Origin of the sequence: Methylobacterium sp. XJLW (assembly GCF_003254375.1) — a bacterium.
GTDB lineage: Bacteria > Pseudomonadota > Alphaproteobacteria > Rhizobiales > Beijerinckiaceae > Methylobacterium > Methylobacterium fujisawaense.
In genome coordinates this window covers 3,535,625-3,556,126 of sequence record NZ_CP016429.1, presented here as the reverse complement: position 1 = coordinate 3,556,126, position 20,502 = coordinate 3,535,625, and the positions used below count along the sequence as shown (strand labels likewise).

Annotated in this window: 20 protein-coding genes, 1 other RNA gene and 1 pseudogene; 15 read left to right on the top strand and 7 right to left on the bottom strand. The window is 67.2% G+C overall.

Annotated features, from left to right (window positions below):
* The first annotated feature begins 58 nt into the window (after nt 1-58).
* Complete coding sequence (locus A3862_RS16525) at nt 59-1,207, top strand: phage late control D family protein (protein WP_111473819.1); 1,149 nt, start codon at nt 59-61, stop codon at nt 1,205-1,207.
* Nucleotides 1,208-1,245: 38 nt separating this feature from the next.
* Here the strand turns inward: A3862_RS16525 and A3862_RS16520 are convergent, their stop codons facing one another.
* Nucleotides 1,246-1,521: a hypothetical protein gene (locus tag A3862_RS16520; RefSeq protein WP_111473818.1), complete on the bottom strand. Its 276-nt coding sequence runs from the start codon at nt 1,519-1,521 to the stop codon at nt 1,246-1,248.
* Between the two features lie 141 nt (nt 1,522-1,662).
* On the opposite strand from A3862_RS16520, the gene A3862_RS16515 reads away from it, so the two are divergent.
* The 6 genes from A3862_RS16515 (at nt 1,663) to A3862_RS31115 (ending at nt 4,685) form a co-directional block, all read left to right on the top strand.
* A complete protein-coding gene (locus tag A3862_RS16515) occupies nt 1,663-1,935 on the top strand; it encodes a hypothetical protein (RefSeq protein ID WP_111473817.1) in 273 nt (90 codons plus the stop codon).
* A gap of 315 nt (nt 1,936-2,250) precedes the next feature.
* Complete coding sequence (locus A3862_RS16510) at nt 2,251-2,748, top strand: hypothetical protein (RefSeq protein WP_111473816.1); 498 nt, start codon at nt 2,251-2,253, stop codon at nt 2,746-2,748.
* A gap of 228 nt (nt 2,749-2,976) precedes the next feature.
* Entirely contained in the window at nt 2,977-3,156 is a 180-nt protein-coding gene (locus A3862_RS16505; protein WP_124262989.1) for a hypothetical protein, read from the top strand.
* Between the two features lie 307 nt (nt 3,157-3,463).
* Complete coding sequence (locus A3862_RS16500; RefSeq protein ID WP_111473814.1) at nt 3,464-3,703, top strand: hypothetical protein; 240 nt, start codon at nt 3,464-3,466, stop codon at nt 3,701-3,703.
* Nucleotides 3,700-4,221 carry a hypothetical protein gene (locus A3862_RS16495; RefSeq protein WP_205782294.1) on the top strand — a complete coding sequence of 174 codons (522 nt, stop codon included), beginning with the start codon at nt 3,700-3,702 and terminating at the stop codon, nt 4,219-4,221. Before A3862_RS16500 ends, A3862_RS16495 begins: the two co-directional genes overlap by 4 nt.
* Nucleotides 4,221-4,685, top strand: coding sequence for a hypothetical protein (locus A3862_RS31115; protein WP_124262988.1), 465 nt, complete (start codon nt 4,221-4,223; stop codon nt 4,683-4,685). Before A3862_RS16495 ends, A3862_RS31115 begins: the two co-directional genes overlap by 1 nt.
* Before the next feature lie 422 nt (nt 4,686-5,107).
* Here A3862_RS31115 and A3862_RS16480 read toward each other — a convergent pair whose 3' ends face one another.
* Together A3862_RS16480 and A3862_RS16475 are read right to left on the bottom strand one after the other, a co-directional pair.
* Complete coding sequence (locus tag A3862_RS16480; protein ID WP_111473810.1) at nt 5,108-6,841, bottom strand: recombinase family protein; 1,734 nt, start codon at nt 6,839-6,841, stop codon at nt 5,108-5,110.
* 48 nt (nt 6,842-6,889) lie between these two features.
* Nucleotides 6,890-7,534: pseudogene (locus tag A3862_RS16475) on the bottom strand (magnesium chelatase domain-containing protein); the annotation flags it as partial.
* Between the two features lie 146 nt (nt 7,535-7,680).
* On the opposite strand from A3862_RS16475, the gene A3862_RS16470 reads away from it, so the two are divergent.
* From A3862_RS16470 to A3862_RS16455, 4 genes are all read left to right on the top strand, one after another.
* Entirely contained in the window at nt 7,681-7,941 is a 261-nt protein-coding gene (locus A3862_RS16470) for a PepSY domain-containing protein (RefSeq protein WP_043347585.1), read from the top strand.
* A gap of 41 nt (nt 7,942-7,982) precedes the next feature.
* Nucleotides 7,983-8,081, top strand: an RNA gene (ffs, locus tag A3862_RS16465) — signal recognition particle sRNA small type.
* Nucleotides 8,082-8,116: 35 nt separating this feature from the next.
* A complete protein-coding gene (locus A3862_RS16460) occupies nt 8,117-9,982 on the top strand; it encodes a DNA polymerase III subunit gamma/tau (RefSeq protein ID WP_043758413.1) in 1,866 nt (621 codons plus the stop codon).
* Nucleotides 9,983-10,055: 73 nt separating this feature from the next.
* Nucleotides 10,056-10,379 carry a YbaB/EbfC family nucleoid-associated protein gene (locus tag A3862_RS16455; protein WP_043347589.1) on the top strand — a complete coding sequence of 108 codons (324 nt, stop codon included), beginning with the start codon at nt 10,056-10,058 and terminating at the stop codon, nt 10,377-10,379.
* A gap of 214 nt (nt 10,380-10,593) precedes the next feature.
* Here A3862_RS16455 and A3862_RS16450 read toward each other — a convergent pair whose 3' ends face one another.
* Entirely contained in the window at nt 10,594-12,213 is a 1,620-nt protein-coding gene (locus A3862_RS16450) for a phosphoenolpyruvate carboxykinase (RefSeq protein ID WP_043758414.1), read from the bottom strand.
* 403 nt (nt 12,214-12,616) lie between these two features.
* On the opposite strand from A3862_RS16450, the gene recR reads away from it, so the two are divergent.
* The 4 genes from recR (at nt 12,617) to truA (ending at nt 15,540) form a co-directional block, all read left to right on the top strand.
* Nucleotides 12,617-13,222 (top strand): recombination mediator RecR, encoded by a 606-nt coding sequence (gene recR, locus A3862_RS16445; protein WP_043347593.1) that lies wholly within the window; start codon nt 12,617-12,619, stop codon nt 13,220-13,222.
* A gap of 104 nt (nt 13,223-13,326) precedes the next feature.
* On the top strand, nt 13,327-13,842 hold the full coding sequence (gene def / locus A3862_RS16440) for a peptide deformylase (RefSeq protein WP_043347596.1): 516 nt from the start codon (nt 13,327-13,329) through the stop codon (nt 13,840-13,842).
* 7 nt (nt 13,843-13,849) lie between these two features.
* A complete protein-coding gene (gene fmt / locus A3862_RS16435) occupies nt 13,850-14,779 on the top strand; it encodes a methionyl-tRNA formyltransferase (RefSeq protein WP_043758416.1) in 930 nt (309 codons plus the stop codon).
* Nucleotides 14,779-15,540, top strand: a complete 762-nt coding sequence (truA, locus tag A3862_RS16430) for a tRNA pseudouridine(38-40) synthase TruA (protein WP_043758419.1) — start codon at nt 14,779-14,781, stop codon at nt 15,538-15,540. The genes fmt and truA overlap by 1 nt, the downstream gene beginning before the upstream one ends.
* On the opposite strand, the gene dapE is transcribed toward truA, so the two are convergent.
* The 3 genes from dapE to A3862_RS16415 all read right to left on the bottom strand — a co-directional run bounded on the left by dapE (nt 15,522) and on the right by A3862_RS16415 (nt 20,407).
* Nucleotides 15,522-16,700, bottom strand: coding sequence for a succinyl-diaminopimelate desuccinylase (gene dapE / locus A3862_RS16425; RefSeq protein ID WP_043758421.1), 1,179 nt, complete (start codon nt 16,698-16,700; stop codon nt 15,522-15,524). The genes truA and dapE overlap by 19 nt on opposite strands.
* 82 nt (nt 16,701-16,782) lie before the next feature.
* A complete protein-coding gene (locus tag A3862_RS16420) occupies nt 16,783-19,128 on the bottom strand; it encodes an amylo-alpha-1,6-glucosidase (RefSeq protein WP_043378625.1) in 2,346 nt (781 codons plus the stop codon).
* Nucleotides 19,129-19,276: 148 nt separating this feature from the next.
* Nucleotides 19,277-20,407, bottom strand: a complete 1,131-nt coding sequence (locus A3862_RS16415; protein ID WP_043378628.1) for a glycosyltransferase family 4 protein — start codon at nt 20,405-20,407, stop codon at nt 19,277-19,279.
* Nucleotides 20,408-20,502: the final 95 nt, after the last annotated feature.

Below are 20,502 nucleotides of genomic sequence, written 5' to 3'. Positions count from 1 at the left end.
CTAGAAATCGCACCCCTAAAAGGCCCCTTTTTCCAAACAGCAACAAGAAGAAACTACAATGTCAGTCGGCTACACGCCTATCTTCCGCATCGAGCAGGAAGGGGTAGACATCACCAGCCGGTTCAACGACCGGCTCATCAGCATCGAAGTCACCCTCGGGCCCGGCATGGGCGAACAGGACAAGTGCGAAATCGTTCTCGACGATCGAGAATGGAAGATCGCTGCCCCAACCGTAGGCCGGAAACTCGAGATTTATCTTGGCTACAAGGAGGTTGGTCTCGCCCAACAGAACGTGTTCGAGATCTCGACGGTCGAATACCTATGGCCCCCTAAGTCGATCAAGATCACGGGTAACGCCGCCGGTATGACCGGCAGCCTCAAGGTGGCGAAGATCAAGGAATTCGAGGGCAAGACGCTGGGCGACATCGTTGGTGACATCGCCAAGACCGCCGGTGTGGAGCCCATGGTCGAGGTCGGTCTCGCTGAGACCGTGGTTCCCTTCCTCAACCAGACACAGAGCAGTTTTCACCTGCTCCAGGAGCTAGAGCGCCGCTACGGGGCCATCGCGAAATTCGAGAACGGCAAGCTGATCTTCGTGCCCCGCGAGGGCAACGAGAGCGCGGGCGGCCTCACCTTGCCGATCCTGCTCCTGAAACCCGAGCATTTCGCCAAAGGCGCGGTCCGGCACAACCAGCGCGGAGCCTATAGCTCAGTGCGCGCGGCCTACATGGACCCCGACACCCACCAGCCCGTCTGGTTGGAGACGCCCAACAAGTTCGCCCCCACGGACGAGAACGGCAAGCCGATCGACGCCCCCTTCCGGATGCCGGCTCCACAGCGGACCAAGGAAGAGGCGCTGAAATGGATGCGGGCGACCCTGGAGACCCTGCGGCGGTCCATGGGTGAGGCGAACTTCGAGCTGTCGAAGGGCGACCCATGGATCCGGGCGAACCAGCGCATTCTGGTTGCAGGAATGCGCGAGGGCGTAAACGGCGATTACCTCGCCGAGACCGTCACGCACACGTACACCAAGAGCACCGGCCTGTTGACGAAGATCATCGGGAAGCCGCCGGGCGACGACGCGATCGACGTCCTGTCTGAAGCCCTCAGCGAGAAGGCCCTCGACGCCGGAAAGGAGCTCCAATCCCCGACACCGGGCAGGAAGCTGGGCGCCCCCTACGTGCCCCCAGTGTTCGACGCGACATGAAAGTGACGGCGGCGGGTTTCGGCCCGCCGCTGAACGCCTCAGGCTTGCTTGGCATCATCGGGATCCAATTCTTGGATGCCCTTCGACGTCATTCCGAGAGTGAGGAAATGGAAGCCGTTGTCATCGCTCAGTCTTGCGACGGCCGGCTTCTGATGGCTAGCGACACTCGGGTCGCCTCTTAGGTCGGTGAACCTTTCCAACATTTTGGCACGAGCATCCTCAACGCTGGCAAAAGACCGAACGGTGTCCAAGATGCCTGCATCGCCCGGCTCGCTGCGGTAGAATTCCATCACGAAGACGGTAGTTTCGCTCAACGTCACCTCCTGTGGTGCCCCTGCATATGGCAATGGCCAGCCTCGCGCGAGAGCTACGGGCAGAGCCTCTTGGGTGCTCCCCTTGTAGCCCGCCCTGCCGTCGCCCATCTCGTTATATAACGAGAACGAAAGCGGAACAGTATGGCCCTCACGAATGCGCAGCGGCAGGCCCGGCACCATCAGCGGAGGAAGGCCCGGCTGGCCCTGGCCGCAATGGTGGAGGCCTTTCAGCTCAAGATGCGGGATCAGGTGGCGGAGGCTGGAGGAAACCCGGACTGCCCCACCGACGTGTCTGACCATGTGGGCCGGATCATGAAGACCCAAGAGGGCGCCGAGATGCTGTTGCCCTTGCTGGCCCAAGCCCTCGACGTGCCGGTCATGCCGAAGGCGGAGAAGGCGGAGAAGGGGGCGTAGAACCCTGCCGGTTCGCCGACAAATCCTTATAAAAGGCTGGAAAATGTCTTTTCGGAGCCTATCAAGGCGCTGAGTTGCAGATAAGTCGTTGCAACTCCAAATGAAATCACTCCCGTATTAAAATAAATAATACGGTTTCAATTATCCTGTGTCTCGACAAAAGAAACCCCAGCCACGCGGGGAAGCGGGACCGGGGCAACAAGGTAAATCAAGCGAATGACAGATAGCAATACAGAGCCCAAAAACCAAGAGGATCGAAAGCGGTTTGCCGCTCGCAAAGGCGCCTTTTGCAAGGCTGTACGAGCTGACACGGGGTTGAAGCTGGCATCGAAGTTGGTGGCTCACAGCCTACTCGACCACCTCAACTTCGGGGATACCTTCGTCTTTCCCAGCATCGCCACTATCGCCAGGGAGAACGGCATCAACATCAGCACCGCCCGGCGGGGCGTTGAGGATCTCAGGTCCGGCGGATGGTTCGTCGTCTCGCCTCGTTGGGACGACAAGGGCGACCGCACGTCGAGCGAGTTCCGGCCGGTGTGGGAACGGATGAGCAGGCCCCCGCAGGTTGTACAGCCTGTCGCTTCCAAGGCTCCGCCATCCGTATCAGTGGCCCCGACGCCGGCCATCGTGTGGGTGTCCGGCGTGATCCAGCTCAACGCGAAGCAGTACGCCACCCTCGAAGAAAGTCTCGGGGACCGACTCGAAGCCTTCCTAAACATGATCCAGCGCGAAGGCGTCGCCTGGACCTCTGAGAACTGGCGCGACAGCACCAACAAGCTGCTCGACGAATGGTTAGAGCCAGAGCCGTTCTAGGTACTGGCAAGTTGCCACCACCCCCTAGCAGGATGCCAGTACCCCCCTGGCAGAATGCAACCACCCTCCTGGCAAAATGACATGACAGGTACTGGCAAAACGCCACCCTAATTATACCAAGGGAATTCTCCCAATGAGTTCCCCCATGGAATTCAGTAGAAGGTGGAAACTTAGTGCTGTACCTCGCGCGCGAGCGCTCGACGGGTCCGGCATGGGGTGGACACCATCTTGACCGAGATCCTAGGCGGCAGGGCGGCGGAGACCTTCCTCGCCTTCGGCACCACCATGACCAGCTCGACCATGCCGGACCGCCTCGACCTGGACAGGCAGCTCGACGACGACGTTGTGCGCTTCGCGCCACCACCATGCCGGATCGATCGACATGGCCTCCACGGACCCATTCCTTGAAAAAAGTATAGCCTATGCTAAATTATGTACAGGCAGGGATGCCGGAATGTGAACGAGGGCTTAGCCCTCCGGGTGTGGGGCCGGACCCTGCGGCCCGTCAGGTGCAGGTCACTACGCAACTGCGCGAGAGCGCGTCCGGACTGGCATCGAGCCCGGCCCACCGATGAGGCGGTTCAAACCCGCCACGGTAGCAAACCTGCAGAAGCGCAGCCGGCGACCACCCCGTTCCAGGCGTTCGCCACGGGTCATCTGCTCTTGTTCTGCCGGCATCCTCCCATCATCCCCCAACCCATAACGGGAACAATTCATGAACATCATCAATGCTGGACGTCGAAAGGTGCCCAAGGATGCGAGGCAAATCGGCGTCGTCTGCACCAAGGAACTGCTCCGGGCGATCGACGATGCCGCCGCTGCTCACGATCAGCCCCGCGCCGCCTTCGTCCGGACGGTCCTGGCGGCTCGCCTGCGGGAGCTAGGCACCCTTCAGGACGGCGCCCCGATCTCGAACCTCGACGCCCGCCGGCAAGCCGCAGGAGACGCCCTGTGACCATGCATCAGGATACCGCCGCCGGCCTCATCCGGTCCGCCGCCCAGCAAGGGGGCTTCACGCTCACCCCGGAAGCCGAGGCCACCGCCGCCGCCAAGCTCGCCCCCATGCTGCAATACGATCAGGAGGCCGGCACCTACGTCTACGCCCACCACTCGCCGGACACCTGCACCATCGTGGATGGCCAGCTCGTTGACGTGCCGGTCGGGACCTTCGTCCTGAACGTCGCCCAGCGTCACGGAACCCGCTCCCAGCCGGCCGGCTCCCCCGAGACCAAGCTCGCCCCCGCCTACGTGCGGACCGATACCATGGGGCAGCTCGCCCGCGCCTTCGATGCCGGACAGGCGGCGGCGGCCAAGTCGGCGACCGACAAGCTCGTGGCCGACATCCTGGCGAGCGGCCGGAACCCGTGGCTGACCGGCAACCGAACCCATCAGGCGGCGATCCAAAGTCGAATGCCGGCAGTCGCCGACAAGATGAAGATTGAGGCCGACCCTCTTAGAACGCAGGTGAAGTGATGTTTTCGAGCAACTGGAGACAGCGCGAGCAGAACTCCAAAGATAGAGAGGCTGAACGGCTGGAGCGCGAAGCAGATCCTGTTTATCAGGCCGGACGCGCTGCACAGAAACAACTCATATGGGATCAGGAGGCCGAGTATAGGGCGGAGCAGGAACGCCTACGCCTAGAGCGCGAAGGCCCGTTGCGCCCGGTGGCGGCACTGTTCCGCGAGCGCTTCCGCGATGATCTCCCCGAGATCTACACGGTGCTGCGGAAATCGGACGGTCTCCCAAAGTTGCTCCGCCTCCTGAAGCCGATGGTGGAGGAGGATTTGAAGGCCCGCCGTGAAGCTGCGGAAGCCGCCCGGATCGAGGCCGAGAAAGCCAAGATGCTGGCCGATGCCGAGCGCCGACTTCGGGAGCAGGCCGAACGAGACGCCAAGCGCAAGGCGAAGGCAGCTCAGACTGAGGGGGCGGAGGCGTGAGCTCCCCCGAACCCCCCTTCTCCGCCCACGAGATCGTCCGGCCCGGAGAGACCATCGTCGGCGCCCGGCACCTCAGCGAGGATGATCTCGACCGCCCGGTTGGCGTGGGTCTCGTGGGCCTGGCGCCCGGCCCTCTGAGCGCGCATGTCAGCGTGCATAACGCGGCGATCCGCTGGGCGACGGACGGCGGTCTCGCAACCCCTGACCGCTTCGGCAGCTTGGCGCCGGCCGGAACCGCGATAGACGTTCACGATGCGCACGGGCTTCGGCTCGTTGGCGCTGAGCCTGGTGCCAGCGCCACCGTCACGCTGAAACGACCGGCCTCAAGCCGCTAGGAGACTCCAGGACGGGCGCGATGGCATTTCGGCTACATCGGCCGCCCCCGACCCGGCGATGGCCGTTCCTGACTCGTTCTGGCGATCCTAGGGCCGGTCCACCCGAGGAGCATCGCCAGCAGGCGCGATAGGCACGGCGAGAACGCGCTGAACAGAGCGCTCAACCGAAAGGGGATGCGAAGTGACGGCGAAGTATGCCTCCTCCGTCATCGGGGTCGAAAATGCCGGCAGTTCCTCGGTCAGTCTCTTGGCCTCGACCTGCCACTCCTCCGGTGCGCGCGTGTGGTCGTCGCGCTCGTCGTACTTGATGACCGTCTCGCCGCTGTCCTTCCATTTGAAGATCAGGAAGCCGGTTCCGTAATGAACCGTGACGGACGACAGGCTTTGCCGCAGCAGTACGTTCACCCGATGGCGATCGGGTGCGTGGTCGGCAAGAAGGCCGCGAAGTTCGTCGAACCTGCGGGAGACCGCCGCATGGTCCGAGACCGCCTTCGTGCGCAGCAGCTCAAGCTCGCGACCCCGGAAGACCTCAATGGCCTTCTCCTCAGTCACAAGTGCGATGCCCAGGGTTGGGGAGGTTGACCCTTCCGCGATGGCCCGGACGAGGTTGTCCCGCCTCGCCTCCGCCTTCTGGATTGCCTCCCGAACCTTTTCCAGGGGGTCACCCAGGCTCCCATACGGACCGTCGATGCTCCGGACCTGAAACAGCCAATCGGCGTCGGCTTGGATTGCGCCCTCGACGTGATCCAGCCGGACGGCACGATACCGACACCCTCCGCCGGCCTTCGCCTTCGTGCAAACCAGCGAAGGGCGCCCGGCCTTGGCCTTCGCCCCTTTCGAGACCCGCGTCATGGTCCCACCGCACATTGGGCAACGGGCCAGCCCGGCGAGCATGTTCCTGATTTCGCCGGCCGCGTGTCGTCCGCGCTGAGGGTTATTCGACGAAGCCCGAAGGGCGCGAACCGTCTCCCGCGTCTCATCGTCGACGATGACCGGAAAGTGGCCCTCGACCGGCGCTTGGCGCGTCCGCACCTTCCGACCTTCTACATGCTCTTGGGTGTAGGGCTGCAGCACGCCCCCTGCGGCGGGGTTGTCCAGAATTTTGATGATCGAGGTTCGGTGCCAGTGAGCGGCGACGCGCGACCCGTTGCCGAATGGCGGCACCCCATCCCGGTTGAGCGCGGCCGTGATCGCGTGCTCACCAGATCCCTCGGCTGCCATCGCGAAGATCCGGCGCACTACCGCCGCACGATCCTCGCGCACCCGCCACGTTCGATCGGGCGTCATCTCCAGCCAAGCCGGCGCGCGAGCCGTCAGCGGTCGTGAACCGGCGGTGTCGCGCTTGTTCGCCCATGCCGCCTTCAGGCGCCTCGACTTCGTCGCGCTCTCCTCGTTCGACCGGATGAAGATCATCAGGGCGAGCATCAGCGACATGGGATCATCGTCGATCCCATCAGCCGTGTAGGCCTTGCCGTCGCTGAGCGTGACGACGGTGATCCCAGCTTCGACAATGTTCTCCAAAGCCCGCAGCGCCTTCCTAGCTGCCTGCCGGGAGATGCGGTCCAAGCTCTCCACCAAAAGGTAGGAGCCCTGCGGGACGGTGCCGTCTTTCACGGCCTCCAAGAACTCGCTCAGTCGGCCGGTTTCGGCATTCCGCCCCCGGAAAGCTGAGACGCCAAGATCCTCGAAGGTCAGCTTCTCGTCGAGGTCGAGACCATGGCGAAGGGCATAGTCCCTGGCCAACGCCGTCTGACGACGCGAGCTGTCGCCCTTGGCCTGCTCAGGCGTCGAGAACCGCAGATACGAGTACGCCTTCGGCATGGCCGACCTCCCGGGGCAGCAATGCCATGGGGGTCTCTAAGACGTCAACATGAAGAGGTTGTGGCCGCCGGCCGCCGCGATCTCCAGGGCACGCTTGGCGCCCTCCTGGCCCTTGATGTCGGCAAGATCCGGGAGCGGTCCCGCCAGCGCGGCGACGGCAGGCTCCGGCCGGGCCATGACCTGGCTGCCCTTGAAGTGATTGGCGAGCTGGATGAGCGAGCGCGGCGCGAGCACATCCAGCTCGCCTCCGGCCCAGGCCGCCTCCGGACCGGTGGAGGCCGGGCAGATCAGCCCGAGCCCCCGCTCCCCCGCCGCCATGGCGGCCGGCAGCACGCCGCTGACCGCCGTGATGCTGCCGTCGAGGGCGAGTTCGCCGAGCACGCAGTAGCCGGCGAGCGCGTCGGCCGGGATAGCGCCGATCGCCGCCATGACGCCGAGCGCGATCGGCAGGTCGTAGTGCGAGCCCTCCTTGGGCAGGTCGGCGGGCGCGAGATTGACGGTGATGCGCTTGGCGGGCAGCGCCAGTCCGGAGGCGATGAGCGCGCCGCGAACCCGCTCGCGCGACTCCGCCACCGCCTTGTCGGGCAGGCCCACGATGGTGAACACCACCGAGCCCGGGATGATCTGGATCTGCACGTCCACCGCCCGCGCCTCGATGCCCTCGAAGGCGACGGTGGCGACGCGGGTGACCATCGATGCACTGCCCTCGCCGCCATATTCCGGTGCGGCCAAGATGTGCGGCAGATTCGGGAGCGGCTCAAGGGGACCGCTGCCGCGACGGAACTCCGGTGCCGCATTCCTGTTCAAAGCCGGAAACCCTCGACGGACTGGAGAAAGCCATGCGTCTGACCACGCCCCTCCTCGCCCTGACCCTGATCGCCGGCACCGGCCTCGCAGCCCACGCCGACGAGAAACTTCCTCCCGACCAGCAGGCCAAGGTCGAGGCGATGCTGAAGCAGGAGGGCTTCACCAAGTGGAAGGAGATCGAGCTCGACGACGGCATGATCGAGGTCGACGATGCGATTGACGCGAACGGCAAGCAGTTCGATCTGCATCTCGATCCGAAGACCCTGGCCATCGTGAAGCGCAAGGCCGAGTAGGCGGCGCTTGCGTTCGGCGAACGGCGCGGCCATATAGCCGTCGGGGGGTTGGCGAGGGACGTTTCACTCGCCAACCGGGTCAGGTCCGGAAGGAAGCAGCCCTAACGAGACCGAGCGGGTCTTCGTCCAGCCTCCCACCTCATTCCCGCGCGCGGAAGCTCGATCCCGACACGGCATGGACGCTACGACCGGCACGCCTGACGACGAGCCGGGCCTGCCCGGGTTTCCAGCGCCCGCCGTCGCGGCGACGCCCTACCGGGTGCTCGCGCGCAAGTACCGCCCCACCAATTTCGGCGACCTGATCGGCCAGGATGCCATGGTGCGCACCCTCGCCAACGGGTTCGCGGCCAACCGCATCCCGCAGGCCTGGATGCTCACTGGCGTCCGCGGCGTCGGCAAGACCACCACGGCCCGCATCTTGGCCCGCGGCCTCAACTATGCCCGCGCCGGCCAGCCCGACACCGGCCCGACCGTGTCGATGCCGGAACTCGGCCTCCACTGCGCGGCGATCATGGAATCCCGGCACATGGACGTGCTGGAGATGGATGCCGCCTCGCATACCGGCATCGACGACGTCCGGGCGATCATCGATGGCATTCGCTACGGGCCGATCTCGGCGCGCTACAAGGTCTACATCGTCGACGAGGTCCACATGCTCTCCGAGAAGGCGTTCAACGCCTTCCTGAAGACGCTGGAGGAGCCGCCGCCCCACGCCAAGTTCGTGTTCGCGACCACGGAGATCCGCAAGGTCCCGGTGACGATCCTGTCCCGCTGCCAGCGGTTCGACCTCCGCCGGGTCGAGGCGCCGACCCTGCATGCGCATCTCGCGAAGGTCTGCGCGGCCGAGGGCGTCTCCGTCGAGGACGAGGCTCTCGGCGCCATCGTCCGCGCCGCGGAAGGCTCCGTGCGCGACGCGCTCTCGCTCCTCGACCAGGCGATCGCCCACGGCGCCGGCACGATCACCGCGCAGAGCGTGCGCGACATGCTGGGCCTCGCCGATCGCGCCCGGATCCTCGACCTGTTTGAGGCGGTGATGCGCGGCTCGGTCCCGGCCGCCTTTGCGGAATTGCGGGCGCAGTACGATTCCGGCGCGGACCCGTCGGTGGTCCTCTCCGATCTCGCGGCGTTCACGCATCTGGTCACCCGGCTCAAAGTGGTTCCGGAGACGGCCGCCGACCCCACGCTCAGCGAGACGGAGCGCGTCCGCGGGGCGGAATTCGCCGAGAAGCTCTCGATCCGTGCCCTGTCGCGGGCGTGGCAGATCCTGCTGAAGGCGATCCCCGAGGTTCAGGCCGCACCCCGGCCCCTCGCGGCGGCCGAGATGGCGATCGTGCGCCTCGCCTACGCGGCCGACCTGCCCACCCCCGACGAGGCCTTGCGCCAGCTCAAGGCCGAGGCAGCCGCTGCGCCCGCGCACGAGCCCCCTCCCGTGCCGGCGCGGCCGCCGCTGCCGCCGATCCCCGACCTGCATGGCGGCGGCTCCGCGGCGCTGGCCGCCGCACCCCGGACGGCGACGGCGGTGCCGGCGCCTATGACAGCGCCGACCGCCATGAGCGTGCCGTCTCCGAGACCGGTGCCCGCAGCCCCCCCGGCGCCGCGTCTTGGGCGATTCGAAGACCTGATCGCTCTGGCCGACGCCAATCGGGACATCCTGCTGCGCACCGCGCTGGAGCGCGACGTGCATCTGGTGCGCTTCGAGGAAGGTCGGATCGAGTTCCGCCTCGCCCCGGGCGGCCGCCCGAGCCTCGCCACCGATATCGCCGCCGCCATCGACCGATGGACCGGGCGGCGCTGGTCGGTGGCCCTGTCGAAGGAAGAGGGCGCGCCGACCCTCGATGCAGCCGCCCGGGCGGCGACTGAGACGCGCCGCGAGAACGCCGCCGCCGACCCCTTCGTGCGCGAGGTGCTGACACGCTTTCCCGGGGCTGAGATCGTCGATGTGCGCGAGACCGCGCCCGAGGCCCTGCCCTCCGCCGAGCCGGACGTTCTCGCGGACGGCGATGCCGCGCCGGTCGGCGAGGCCGAGGATGACGACGCCTGACGCGCGCCCGACCGACGGTGGCGCCGGAGCCGCATCATACCCAGATCAGACGGGGAAACGGAAAGAGAGCCGCATGCGCGACCTGATGGGCATCATGAAGCAGGCTCAGGCCATGCAGGAGAAGATGGCCAACCTGCAGTCCGAGATGGACGGGATCGAGGTTACCGGCGCCTCCGGCGGGGGATCTGTCCGGGTGACGATGACGGCCAAGGGCCAGATGACGGGCGTCAGCATCGACCCGTCCCTGATGGTGGCGGACGAGCGCGAGATCCTCGAGGATCTGATCGTGGCGGCCTGCAACGACGCCCGCGGCAAGGCCGAGGCGACCATGCAGCAGCGCATGGCGGAACTGACCAAGGATCTGCCCCTGCCGCCCGGGATGAAACTGCCGTTCTAGGTCGGTCTATTGCCGTTCATCCCGTCCCCGATCCGCATCCGGCGGTGCGGCCGCGCCATCGCGGAGACTTTCGGGGCTCGCGCGGCCGGCTGAAGGTCTCTTCGGCGGCCTCCGCGACCTTGCGGCACCTCGCGAGGCTGGCGCGGTTCGGACATGCGTGGGTCGCTCCGGCCCGATGAAGGCGGGCGGCCCCTCGGGCCGCCCGATCGCGTTTTCAGGCCGCGATCGCCTGAGCGGACGGCCCTGCGGCACGCACGTCGGCATCGACATGGGTCTCGAACCGCTTGAAGTTGTCGTCGAACATCTTCACCAGACGCGCCGCCGTCTCGACGAAGGCCCCCTTGTTGGCCCAGGTCTTCACCGGGGTCAGGATGTGCGGCTCGACGCCCGGCACGGAGACCGGCACCGCGAAGCCGAAATACGGGTCGCGGCGGAACTCGGCCTGGGCCAGGGAGCCGTCCAGCGCCGCACTCAGCAGACGGCGCGTGACCCGGATCGGCATGCGCCGGCCGGTACCGACGCCGCCACCGGTCCAGCCCGTGTTGACGAGCCAGCAATCGACACTGTGCTTGGCGATCAGGTCGCGCAGCAGGTTGCCGTAGGTGCTCGGGTGCCGCGGCATGAACGGCGCACCGAAGCAGGTCGAGAAGGTCGCCTCCGGCCCGGTCAGGCCGCGCTCGGTGCCGGCCACCTTGGCGGTGTAGCCCGAGAGGAAGTGGTACATCGCCTCGGCGCCGGTGAGCTTGGCGATCGGCGGCATCACCCCGAAGGCGTCGCAGGTGAGCATCACGATGTTCTTGGGATGCCCGGCCCGGCCGGTGGCGCTGGCATTCGCGATGAAATCGAGGGGATAGGCGCAGCGGGTGTTCTCGGTGAGCGAGGAATCGTCGAAATCCGGCGCGCGGGTGGCAGGATCGATCACGACATTCTCCATCACCGTGCCGAAGCGTTCGGTGGTGGCGTAGATCTCCGGCTCGGCGTTGCGCGAGAGGCGGATGGTCTTGGCGTAGCAGCCGCCTTCGAAGTTGAAGATGCCGGAATTCGACCAGCCGTGCTCGTCGTCACCCAGGAGCTGGCGGGAGGAATCGTTCGACAGCGTCGTCTTGCCGGTGCCCGAGAGGCCGAAGAAGATCGCCGAGCCGCCCTCCGCGTCGAGGGCCGCGTTGGCCGAGCAATGCATCGGCATCACGCCCTGGCCGGGCAGGATGTAGTTCAGATAGGTGAAGACCGACTTCTTCATCTCGCCCGCGTAGGCGGAGCCGCCGATCAGGACGAGCTTCTTCGAGAAGTCGATGGCGATCACGGTCTTCGACCGGCAGCCGTGCCGGGCGGGATCCGCCTGGAAGCTCGGCAGGTCGATGATCGTCATGTCGGGCACGTAGGACGCGATCTCGGAGCGGTCCGGCCGGATCAGCAGGTTACGGATGAACAGCGAGTGCCACGCGAACTCGGTGAACACCCGGGCCTTGACCCGGTAGGCCGGATCGGCGCCGCCGTAGAGGTCCTGGGCGAACAGCTCCTTACCCTCGGCGTGCTTCAGGAAATCCTGGCGCAGGGTCTCGAACTGATCGGGCGTGATGGCACCGTTGTTGTCCCACCAGACTTCGCTCTCGGTCCCGGCGTCCCGGACCACGAACTTGTCCTTGGGCGAGCGGCCGGTGTGGCTGCCGGTGGTCGCCACGAGGGCGCCGCCGCGGGCGAGCTGGGCCTCCTTGCGGGCCAGCGCCTCCTCGTAGAGACGCGGCGCCTCGAAATTCCAGTGGACGGCCTTGAGGTCGCGGAAGCCGGTCGCCTCGGCGCCGTGGGCCGCGTTGTGATCACCGATGTTGGTCAAGATCGTATCTCCCGGGCCCCTGTTCGACCGTCGACGCGATTGTGCCGGACGGCTCCGCCGTCCGGGTTTGCCCGGGAGACGTCCGTGCGGTCGTACAGGACCGCCGCACGCAGGATCTCCGTTCCCGGCTGCTTCCCGTCTCTCCATCGAGTAGGCGGCGAAGCTTCGCTGTCATTATGGGCTCCGCCAGGGGCCCGCAACGTGGACAAACAGATTAGAGCACAGTTGTGGACTCAGGAACCCAAGTCTGTAAGCAGTTCCGTTCATCGCACAGCGTAACGCTATCGGCGGAGCGGCGCTGGAATACCCATATGCCGGACACGCACGCGTACACCCTTGCGCGCTGCCCGGCGGCGTCTATGCCCATCCGGACCTGACAGCCCCTTCCTCATCAAGAGGCACGATGCCCCAAGCCGTCGCCGGCCCCGAGATCGAACGCCTGATCCAGCTGCTGGCCCGCATGCCCGGCCTCGGACCGCGCTCGGCGCGGCGGGCCGCTCTCCAGCTCATCAAGAAGCGCGACACGCTGCTCGGCCCCCTCGCCGACGCCATGCGGGTGGCGGCCGACCGCATCATCGTGTGCTCGAGCTGCGGCAACGTCGATACGTCCGACCCCTGCACGATCTGCCGCGACGCGGAGCGCGACCCGACGACGCTCGTGGTGGTGGAAGATGTCTCCGATCTCTGGGCCCTGGAGCGCTCGGGCGCCGTGAAGGCGCGCTACCACGTGCTCGGCGGCGTCCTCTCGGCGCTGGACGGCGTGCGGCCGGAGCACCTGAACCTCGCGAGCCTCGTGGAGCGCGTGGCCCGGCCCGAGGTGACGGAGGTCATCCTGGCTCTCAACGCCACCGTCGACGGCCAGACTACCGCCCACTACGTCACCGAGTCGATCCGGCACTGCAACGTGAAGGTCACGCGCCTCGCGCACGGCGTACCGGTCGGCGGCGAACTCGACTATCTCGACGAGGGCACCCTGTCGGCGGCGATCCGCAGCCGCACGGCCTTCTGACGGGCGATCACGCGGATCGAGCCGGTATTTGACCGGTCTTCGGCCGCATCCTATTCGACGCTGAGCCTGGACCCGTCCCGGCGCCTTCCCTGCCGGTTTCCGCCATGACCATCCGCCCGCTCGTCATCCTCCCCGATCCCGTCCTGCGCCTGGGTTCCGAACCGGTCGGCCCGATCACCGGCGAGATCCGCACCCTCGTCGCCGACATGTTCGAGACGATGTACGATGCCCCCGGCGTCGGGCTGGCCGCGATCCAGATCGGCGTGGCCAAGCGCGTGGTCACGATCGACACGTCGAAGGAGGAGGGCGTCCGCGACGCCCGGGTCTTCATCAACCCCGAGATCGTCTGGTCCTCTGAGGAAAGGCGGGTCTACGACGAGGGCTGCCTGTCGATCCCGGACTATTACGCCGAAGTCGAGCGTCCGGACCGGGTGCGCGTGAAGTTCCGCGACATCGACGGCAACGAGCAGGAGATCGAGGCCGACGGCCTGCTCTCCACCTGCATCCAGCACGAGATCGACCATCTGAACGGCGTGCTGTTCATCGACCATCTGTCGAAGCTGAAGCGCGACCGGGTGATCAAGAAGTTCACCAAGGCGGCCAAGCGCGACGCGGCCTGACCCGGCCATGCGCGTCGTCTTCATGGGCACGCCGGACTTCGCTGTGCCGACGCTCGCGCGGCTCGCGCAGGACGGGCACGACATCGTGGCGGTCTATACCCGTGCGCCGGCGAAGGCGGGCCGCGGCATGAGCCTGCGCCCCTCCCCGGTCCACGCCCTCGCCGAGACCCTCGGCGTGCCGGTTCTGACGCCCGCGACGCTGCGCACGCCCGAAGCGGCCGAGACCTTCGCGGCGCACCGGGCCGACGTCGCCGTCGTGGTGGCCTATGGGATGCTCCTGCCGCAGGCGATCCTCGACGCACCGAAGCACGGCTGCCTGAATCTGCACGGATCCTTGCTGCCGCGCTGGCGCGGCGCGGCGCCGATCCAGCGCGCCGTGATGGCGGGCGATGCCGAGAGCGGCGTCGGCGTGATGCGGATGGAGGCGGGCCTCGACACCGGCCCCGTGGCCCTGGAGGCGAGAATACCCATCGCGCCAGGTATGATTGCGGGCGAGCTGCACGACGCGTTGATGCCCCTCGGCGCCAACCTGATGGCGCAGGCCCTCGTCCGGCTCGATGCGGGCACGCTGACGTTCACACCCCAGCCGGAGGAGGGCGTCGTCTACGCGCACAAGATCACCAACGACGAGGCGCGGATCGACTGGTCCCGGTCGGCCTGTGAAATCGCCAATCGGATCAACGGGCTGTCGCCCTTCCCCGGCGCCTTCTTCGAGGTCGATCTCGGCAAGGGACCCGAGCGCGTGAAGGTGCTGCGAGCCGCCCCGGCAGAGGATGCGGGCACACCCGGCACGCTGTGCGACACCGATTGCACCGTCGCGTGCGGCGACGGCGCCGTGCGGCTCATGGAGCTGCGACGCGCCGGGAAGGGCGGCAGCGCGAGCGGGGCCGAGTTCGTCCGCGGCGCCCGCCTGACGCCCGGCGCCCGCCTCGGCTGATGCCCCGCTACAAGCTCGTCATCGAGTACGACGGCAGCCCGTTCTGCGGCTGGCAGCGGCAGGCCGACGACCTCACTGTCCAGGGCGCGATCGAGACGGCGGTCACGCGCTTCTCGGGAGAGCATGTCCGACTCACCTGCGCGGGCCGGACCGATGCCGGCGTGCATGCCATTCATCAAGTCGCCCATCTCGACCTCGCCAAGGACTGGCGGACCGACACGGTACGGGACGCGCTGAACGCGCATCTCCGGCCACAGCCGGTGGCGGTGCTGTCCGCGGAGATCGTGCCGGAGAGCTTCGACGCCCGCCACTCGGCGATCCGCCGGCACTACCGCTACCGCATCCTCAACCGGCGCAGCCCCGCGGCGCTGACGCGGGCTCATGTCTGGCACGTGCCGTGGCCCCTCGATGTCGGTCTCATGCACGCCGCCGCCCAGCGCCTCGTCGGCCGCCACGACTTCTCGGCGTTCCGGGCCGCCGAGTGCCAGGCGAACAGCCCGATCCGCACGCTGGAGCAGCTCGACGTCGCCCGGGCTCCGATGGCGTTGCACGACGAGATCGTGGTGGCGACCGCGGCGCGCTCCTTCCTGCACCATCAGGTGCGGGCGATGGTGGGCACGCTGATGCTCGCGGGCTGTGGACGCCTCTCGGCGGACGACGTGGCCGAGATCCTCGCTTCGGGCGAGAAGCGCCGGTGCGGACCGCTGGCTCCAGCCGCAGGGCTGACCTTCGTGGGCGTCGACTACGCGTTCGGGAAATAAGCCTCGAGCACCCGCTCGTAGATCGCCGTGAGCCGCTCCAGATCGGCGACGGCCACGCATTCGTCGATCTGGTGCATGGTCTCACCGACGAGCCCGAACTCGATCACCGGGCAGGCATCCTTGATGAAGCGCGCATCGGAGGTGCCGCCCGTGGTCGAGAGCGTGGGCGTCAAGCCGGTCTCCGCCCGGATCGCCTCGGAGACGAGATCCACGAAGGCGTCCGGCCGGGTGAGGAAGGCCGGGGCGTTCGAAGGCTGAAGGTCGAGGCTGAAGCGCACCGCGTTCCCGGCCGCCTGCTCCAGGCGCCGGCGGATCTCGGCCCCGAGCGTTTCGGCCGTCCAGTCGTCGTTGAAGCGGACGTTGAAGGTCGCCCGCGCGGTCGCCGGGATCACGTTGCTGGCCGGGTTGCCCACGTCGATCGTGGTGAATTCCAGGTTCGAAGCATCGAAATGCGCGGTCCCACGATCCAGCGGCTCGCCGACCAGCGCCGAGGCGAGGCGCAGCAGGCCCGGGATCGGGTTCTCGGCCTTATGGGGGTAGGCGACGTGGCCCTGCCGCCCCATCACGGTGAGCTTGCCGGTCAGCGACCCGCGCCGGCCGATCTTCATCATTTCTCCGAGCCGGCCAGGATTGGTCGGTTCCCCGAGCACGCAATGGTCGAACCGCTCGCCCCGCGCGCGCGCCCAGTCGAGCAGCTTCACGGTGCCGTTGACCGCAGGCCCCTCCTCGTCGCCGGTGATCAGGAAGGCGATGGAGCCGGCGAAGCCGTCGCCCCGCCGCTCCAGGAAGGCGAGCGTCGCCGCCAGCATGCAGGCGACGCCGCCCTTCATGTCGGCGGCGCCCCGGCCGTACAGCATCCCGTCGGCCACCTCGCCCGCGTAGGGTCCGTGGCGCCAGGCGCCCTCGCCTTCCGGAACGACATCGGTATGGCCGGCAAAGACGAGGCAGGGACCGTCCCGTCCGATGCGCGCGTAGAGATTCGGCGTGTCGGGATAGCCGGGCTCCGAGAAGACCGGCCGCTCGACGGCGAAGCCGGCAGGCCGGAGCGCGTCGGCGACAACGTCGAGGGCGCCCCGGTCCTCCGGCGTCACGGACGGGCACCGGATCAGGGCCTGTGCAAGGCGCAGGGCCGCGTCGGGGGCGTGATGATCAGCCGGCATGAACCCGTCCTCGGCGGCGTGACGTGCCGCGCGGCCCGCTTACCCCGAAGCGGGCCGCCCCGGAACTCCCGTGTGCCCGGCCCTACTTGGTCACCACCACCTGCACGTCGCCGTGGCGACGCTGCACCGAGACGGTGACATCGTCGTCGTAGCGCTGAAAGCGGAGATCCAGGCGCGAACCGCCGAGCTTGACGTTGTAGAGCGTCACACCGTCGAGGAACGCCGGGAGGATCGGGTTCTTGAGCCGGACGCGGTTGCGCTCGTGGTCGAGTTCGAGACCGAGGCAGGCCGCCAGGAAGGCGAAGGGCGCCGCCGCCGCCCAGGCCTGCGGGCTGCAGGCCACCGGATAGGAGACCGGCCCGCGCTGCTTGCGGCGCATGAAGCCGCAGAACAGTTCCGGCAGGCGCTTCTGGTCCTGGTAGAGCGAGGTGTCGAACATGCCCTGGAAGATGCGGGCGGCCTCGTGCTTGCGGTCGTAGCGCGCCAGACCCATTGCGATCAGCGCGTTGTCGTGCGGCCAGATCGAGCCATTGTGGTAGGACATCGGATTGTAGCGCGCCTCGCCCTTGGCGATGGTGCGCACCCCCCAGCCGTTGAAGCCGTCCTTGCCGAGCAGGGTCTCGGCGACCCGTGACGCCCTCTCGGGCTTGGCGATGCCGGTGAACAGGGCGTGGCCCGCGTTGGACGAGCGCACCGCGCATTGCTTCTTCGCGCCGTCCAGGGCCAGGGCGTAGGTGCCGATCTCCTCGTTCCAGAACGCCGCGTCGAAGTTCTCGCGAAGCGCCACGGCTTCCTGCGTGAGACGCTCGGCCATCGGGTCGTGCCCCAGCAGAGCCGAGAGCTTCGCCATTCCGTTCTTGGCCGCGTAGACGTAGCCCTGCACCTCGCAAAGGGCGATCGGGCCCTTGGCCAGGTGACCGTCGGTGTGGAAGATCGAATCGTGGCTGTCCTTCCAGCCCTGATTCTCCAGGCCCTTGTCGGTGTCGCGGGCGTACTCGACGAAGCCGTCGCCGTCCCGGTCGCCGTAACGGTCCATCCATTCCAGGGCGAGTTCCAGCGCGGGCCAGATCGCCCGAACGGTGTCGAGATCGCCCGTGACGGCGTAGTACTCCCAGGCCAGCATCACAAAGAGCGGGGTGCCGTCGATGGTGCCGTAATAGTGCCGGAACGGCACCTCGCCGAGCATCGCCATCTCGCCGCGCCGGGTCTCGTGCAGCACCTTGCCGGGCTGGGCGTCGGCGGCCGGATCGACCGCCTTGGCCTGCGTCGAGGCGAGGTAGCGGAGCACGCCCCGGGCGAATTTCGGGTCGATCCAGAGCGCCATCATCGCCGTGATGATGCCGTCGCGGCCGAACACCGTGGAGTACCAGGGGATGCCGGCGAAGGGGTAGATGCCCTCCGGGGTGCGGCTCGCCAGCATGTAGAGGTCGGCCGTGGCCCGGCACAGGCCCTCGTTGAACTGGTCGTTCGACGAGATGATCGTGGTGATCCCGGCTGTGAGGCTGCGGAGGTCGCGCCGCGAGTCGCGATAGGCGCGGGCGAAGATCGTGCCCTCGGCGAGGTCCTTCGGCTCGCGCCGGGCGCCTCCGGCATTGGCCGCGAGCGTCAGTTTGGCGGCCGCGTCCTCCCCGACCATCGTGTCGGTCGGCGGCTTGGTGAAGGCCCGGTGCGCCTCGAAGGTCACGCGGATGAACAGCGAGGCCCGGCCCTCCGGCGGGAGCGAGACATCGAAAACCACCTTGCCGGGTTCGATCGAGTTGGGCTTCGGGCCGAAATGCAGCGCCGTCGTCCGGACGATCTCGTCCAGGCCGACATAGCGGAACTGCACCTCCCGATCGCTTGCCACCAGGACGCCGCGCTTGCCGCGCTCCTGGCGGTCGGTCCCGCGGACTTCGAACAGGTCGCGGAAATCCGCATCGAACGTCACGACGATGCGCAGGCGGCGGTGCTTCGAATCGTAGGAGCGCAGACCGATCCGGTCGTAGCAGGCCCCGCGGAACAGGAACTTGGTGCGCTCGATGGCGATCGTCTCGCGCGGGATCGAGGTCTCGTCATGGGCATCGAGACGGATGTCGGGCGTCGTCATGTCGACGCTGAGCGCGCCGTTGTCGTCCTGCATCACCGAGGAGAGCATCAGCGGGCGCTGACCCTCCACCGTCACTTCCAGACGCGACAGGTAACGCGTGTCCTGGAAATACAGGCCCTCCGGGCCGGGCTGGACGCCGATATCGCCGTAGGAATCGAGAACGCCGAAGGCCTCGCCGAACTTCAGCGAGCGGAGGGGCCGCTCCACAAGCGAGGTGTGCGCCTCGATGTGATAGGTCGGCAGGACGTCGTCCGCGTCCTGGAAACCGTGCGCCACGCTTCCGGCGCTCTCCGCGGTCCGGGCCTTCGCATCGTGGGCCGCTGCCGTGTTGTCCGCCGCCATGCAGGGCATCTCCGGGTGCAAGTGAGAGGTGCGAATCGAGAGGGCTGCCGCATCCATCCGATGCGGCAGCCCCTGTTCATCCTACGGATGAGTCGCCTTTAAGACGCTAGGCCGAGCCGGACCTGCCTCGCAAGCCCGGGGCCGGATTTCAGGCCGGCATGGCGGCGACCGGGATCGCCGGCCGTGCGGAGCCGTTCACCTCGCCGTATTGCGCCTTGTAGCCGGACTTCGGCAGCTTGATCACGTCGGCGCCACGGCCGAGCAGGTCCTCGTAGGCAGCGACGTACTTCTTCACCATGCACTCGGCGGTGAAGGCGCTCTCGAAGTGGCGGCGCACGCCGGCGCGGCTCATGGTCTTGACCTTGGCGACGGCCGCGACGGCATCGTCCATGTTCTCGCAGAGAACGCCGCCGACACCGTCCTTGATCACCTCCGGCACGGAGCCGTTGCGGAAGGCGATCACCGGGGTGCCGGCCGACATGGCCTCGATCATCACGAGGCCGAAGGGCTCCGGCCAGTCGATCGGGAAGGCGAGCGCCAGGGCGTTACCGAGGAAGTCCTTCTTCTGCTCCTCGTTGATCTCGCCGATATACTCCACGAGCGGGTGATGGATCATCGGCTCAATGACCTCGTCCCAGTAATCCTGGTCGGCCTTGTCGACCTTCGCGGCGATCTTGAGGGGCGTGCCGGAGCGGATCGCCATCTCGATCGCGCGGTCGGGGCGCTTCTCGGGCGAGATGCGGCCGAGGAAGGCAAGGTAGCCGCCCTTGGCGTCCGGGTAATACGGGCAGTTCTCGGCCGGCAGGCCGTGATGGATCGTCGCCAGCCAGTTGGAGGTCGGCGGCATGGGCAGGCGCTGGTTGTCGGAGATCGAGACCAGCGGCATGCCCGTGAAGGTGCGGTAGACCGGCATGAAGTCCGGCACGTCGAGGCGACCGTGCATCGTGGTGATGCACTTGTGGTTCAGATCCTCGAACATCGGATACTGAAGCAGGTCGATGTGGAAGTGCAGGATGTCGAATTCGTGCGCGCGGCGGTGCACCTGATGCAGCATCGCCAAGTGACTGGCGGTGTGATCCCGGTAGCCGAGCAGGCGCAGGCCCTCGGGCGTGCAGGCTGCGAGCTTGGCAGACGTCTCGGAGTCACCGCTGGCGAACAGCGTGACTTCGTGACCCTGGCGGACCAGTTCCTCTGTAATCCAGCTGACGACGCGCTCGGTGCCGCCGTAGAACTTCGGAGGGACGGCCTCCGACAACGGAGCGATCTGGGCAATGCGCACGAAGTGTCTCCTGGTTGGCCGAATTTGACGGGGGGTCTAACCCTGCCGGCCTGAGCGGGACATGAATGAAACAGACGGCCAAGGTTATGGTTCCT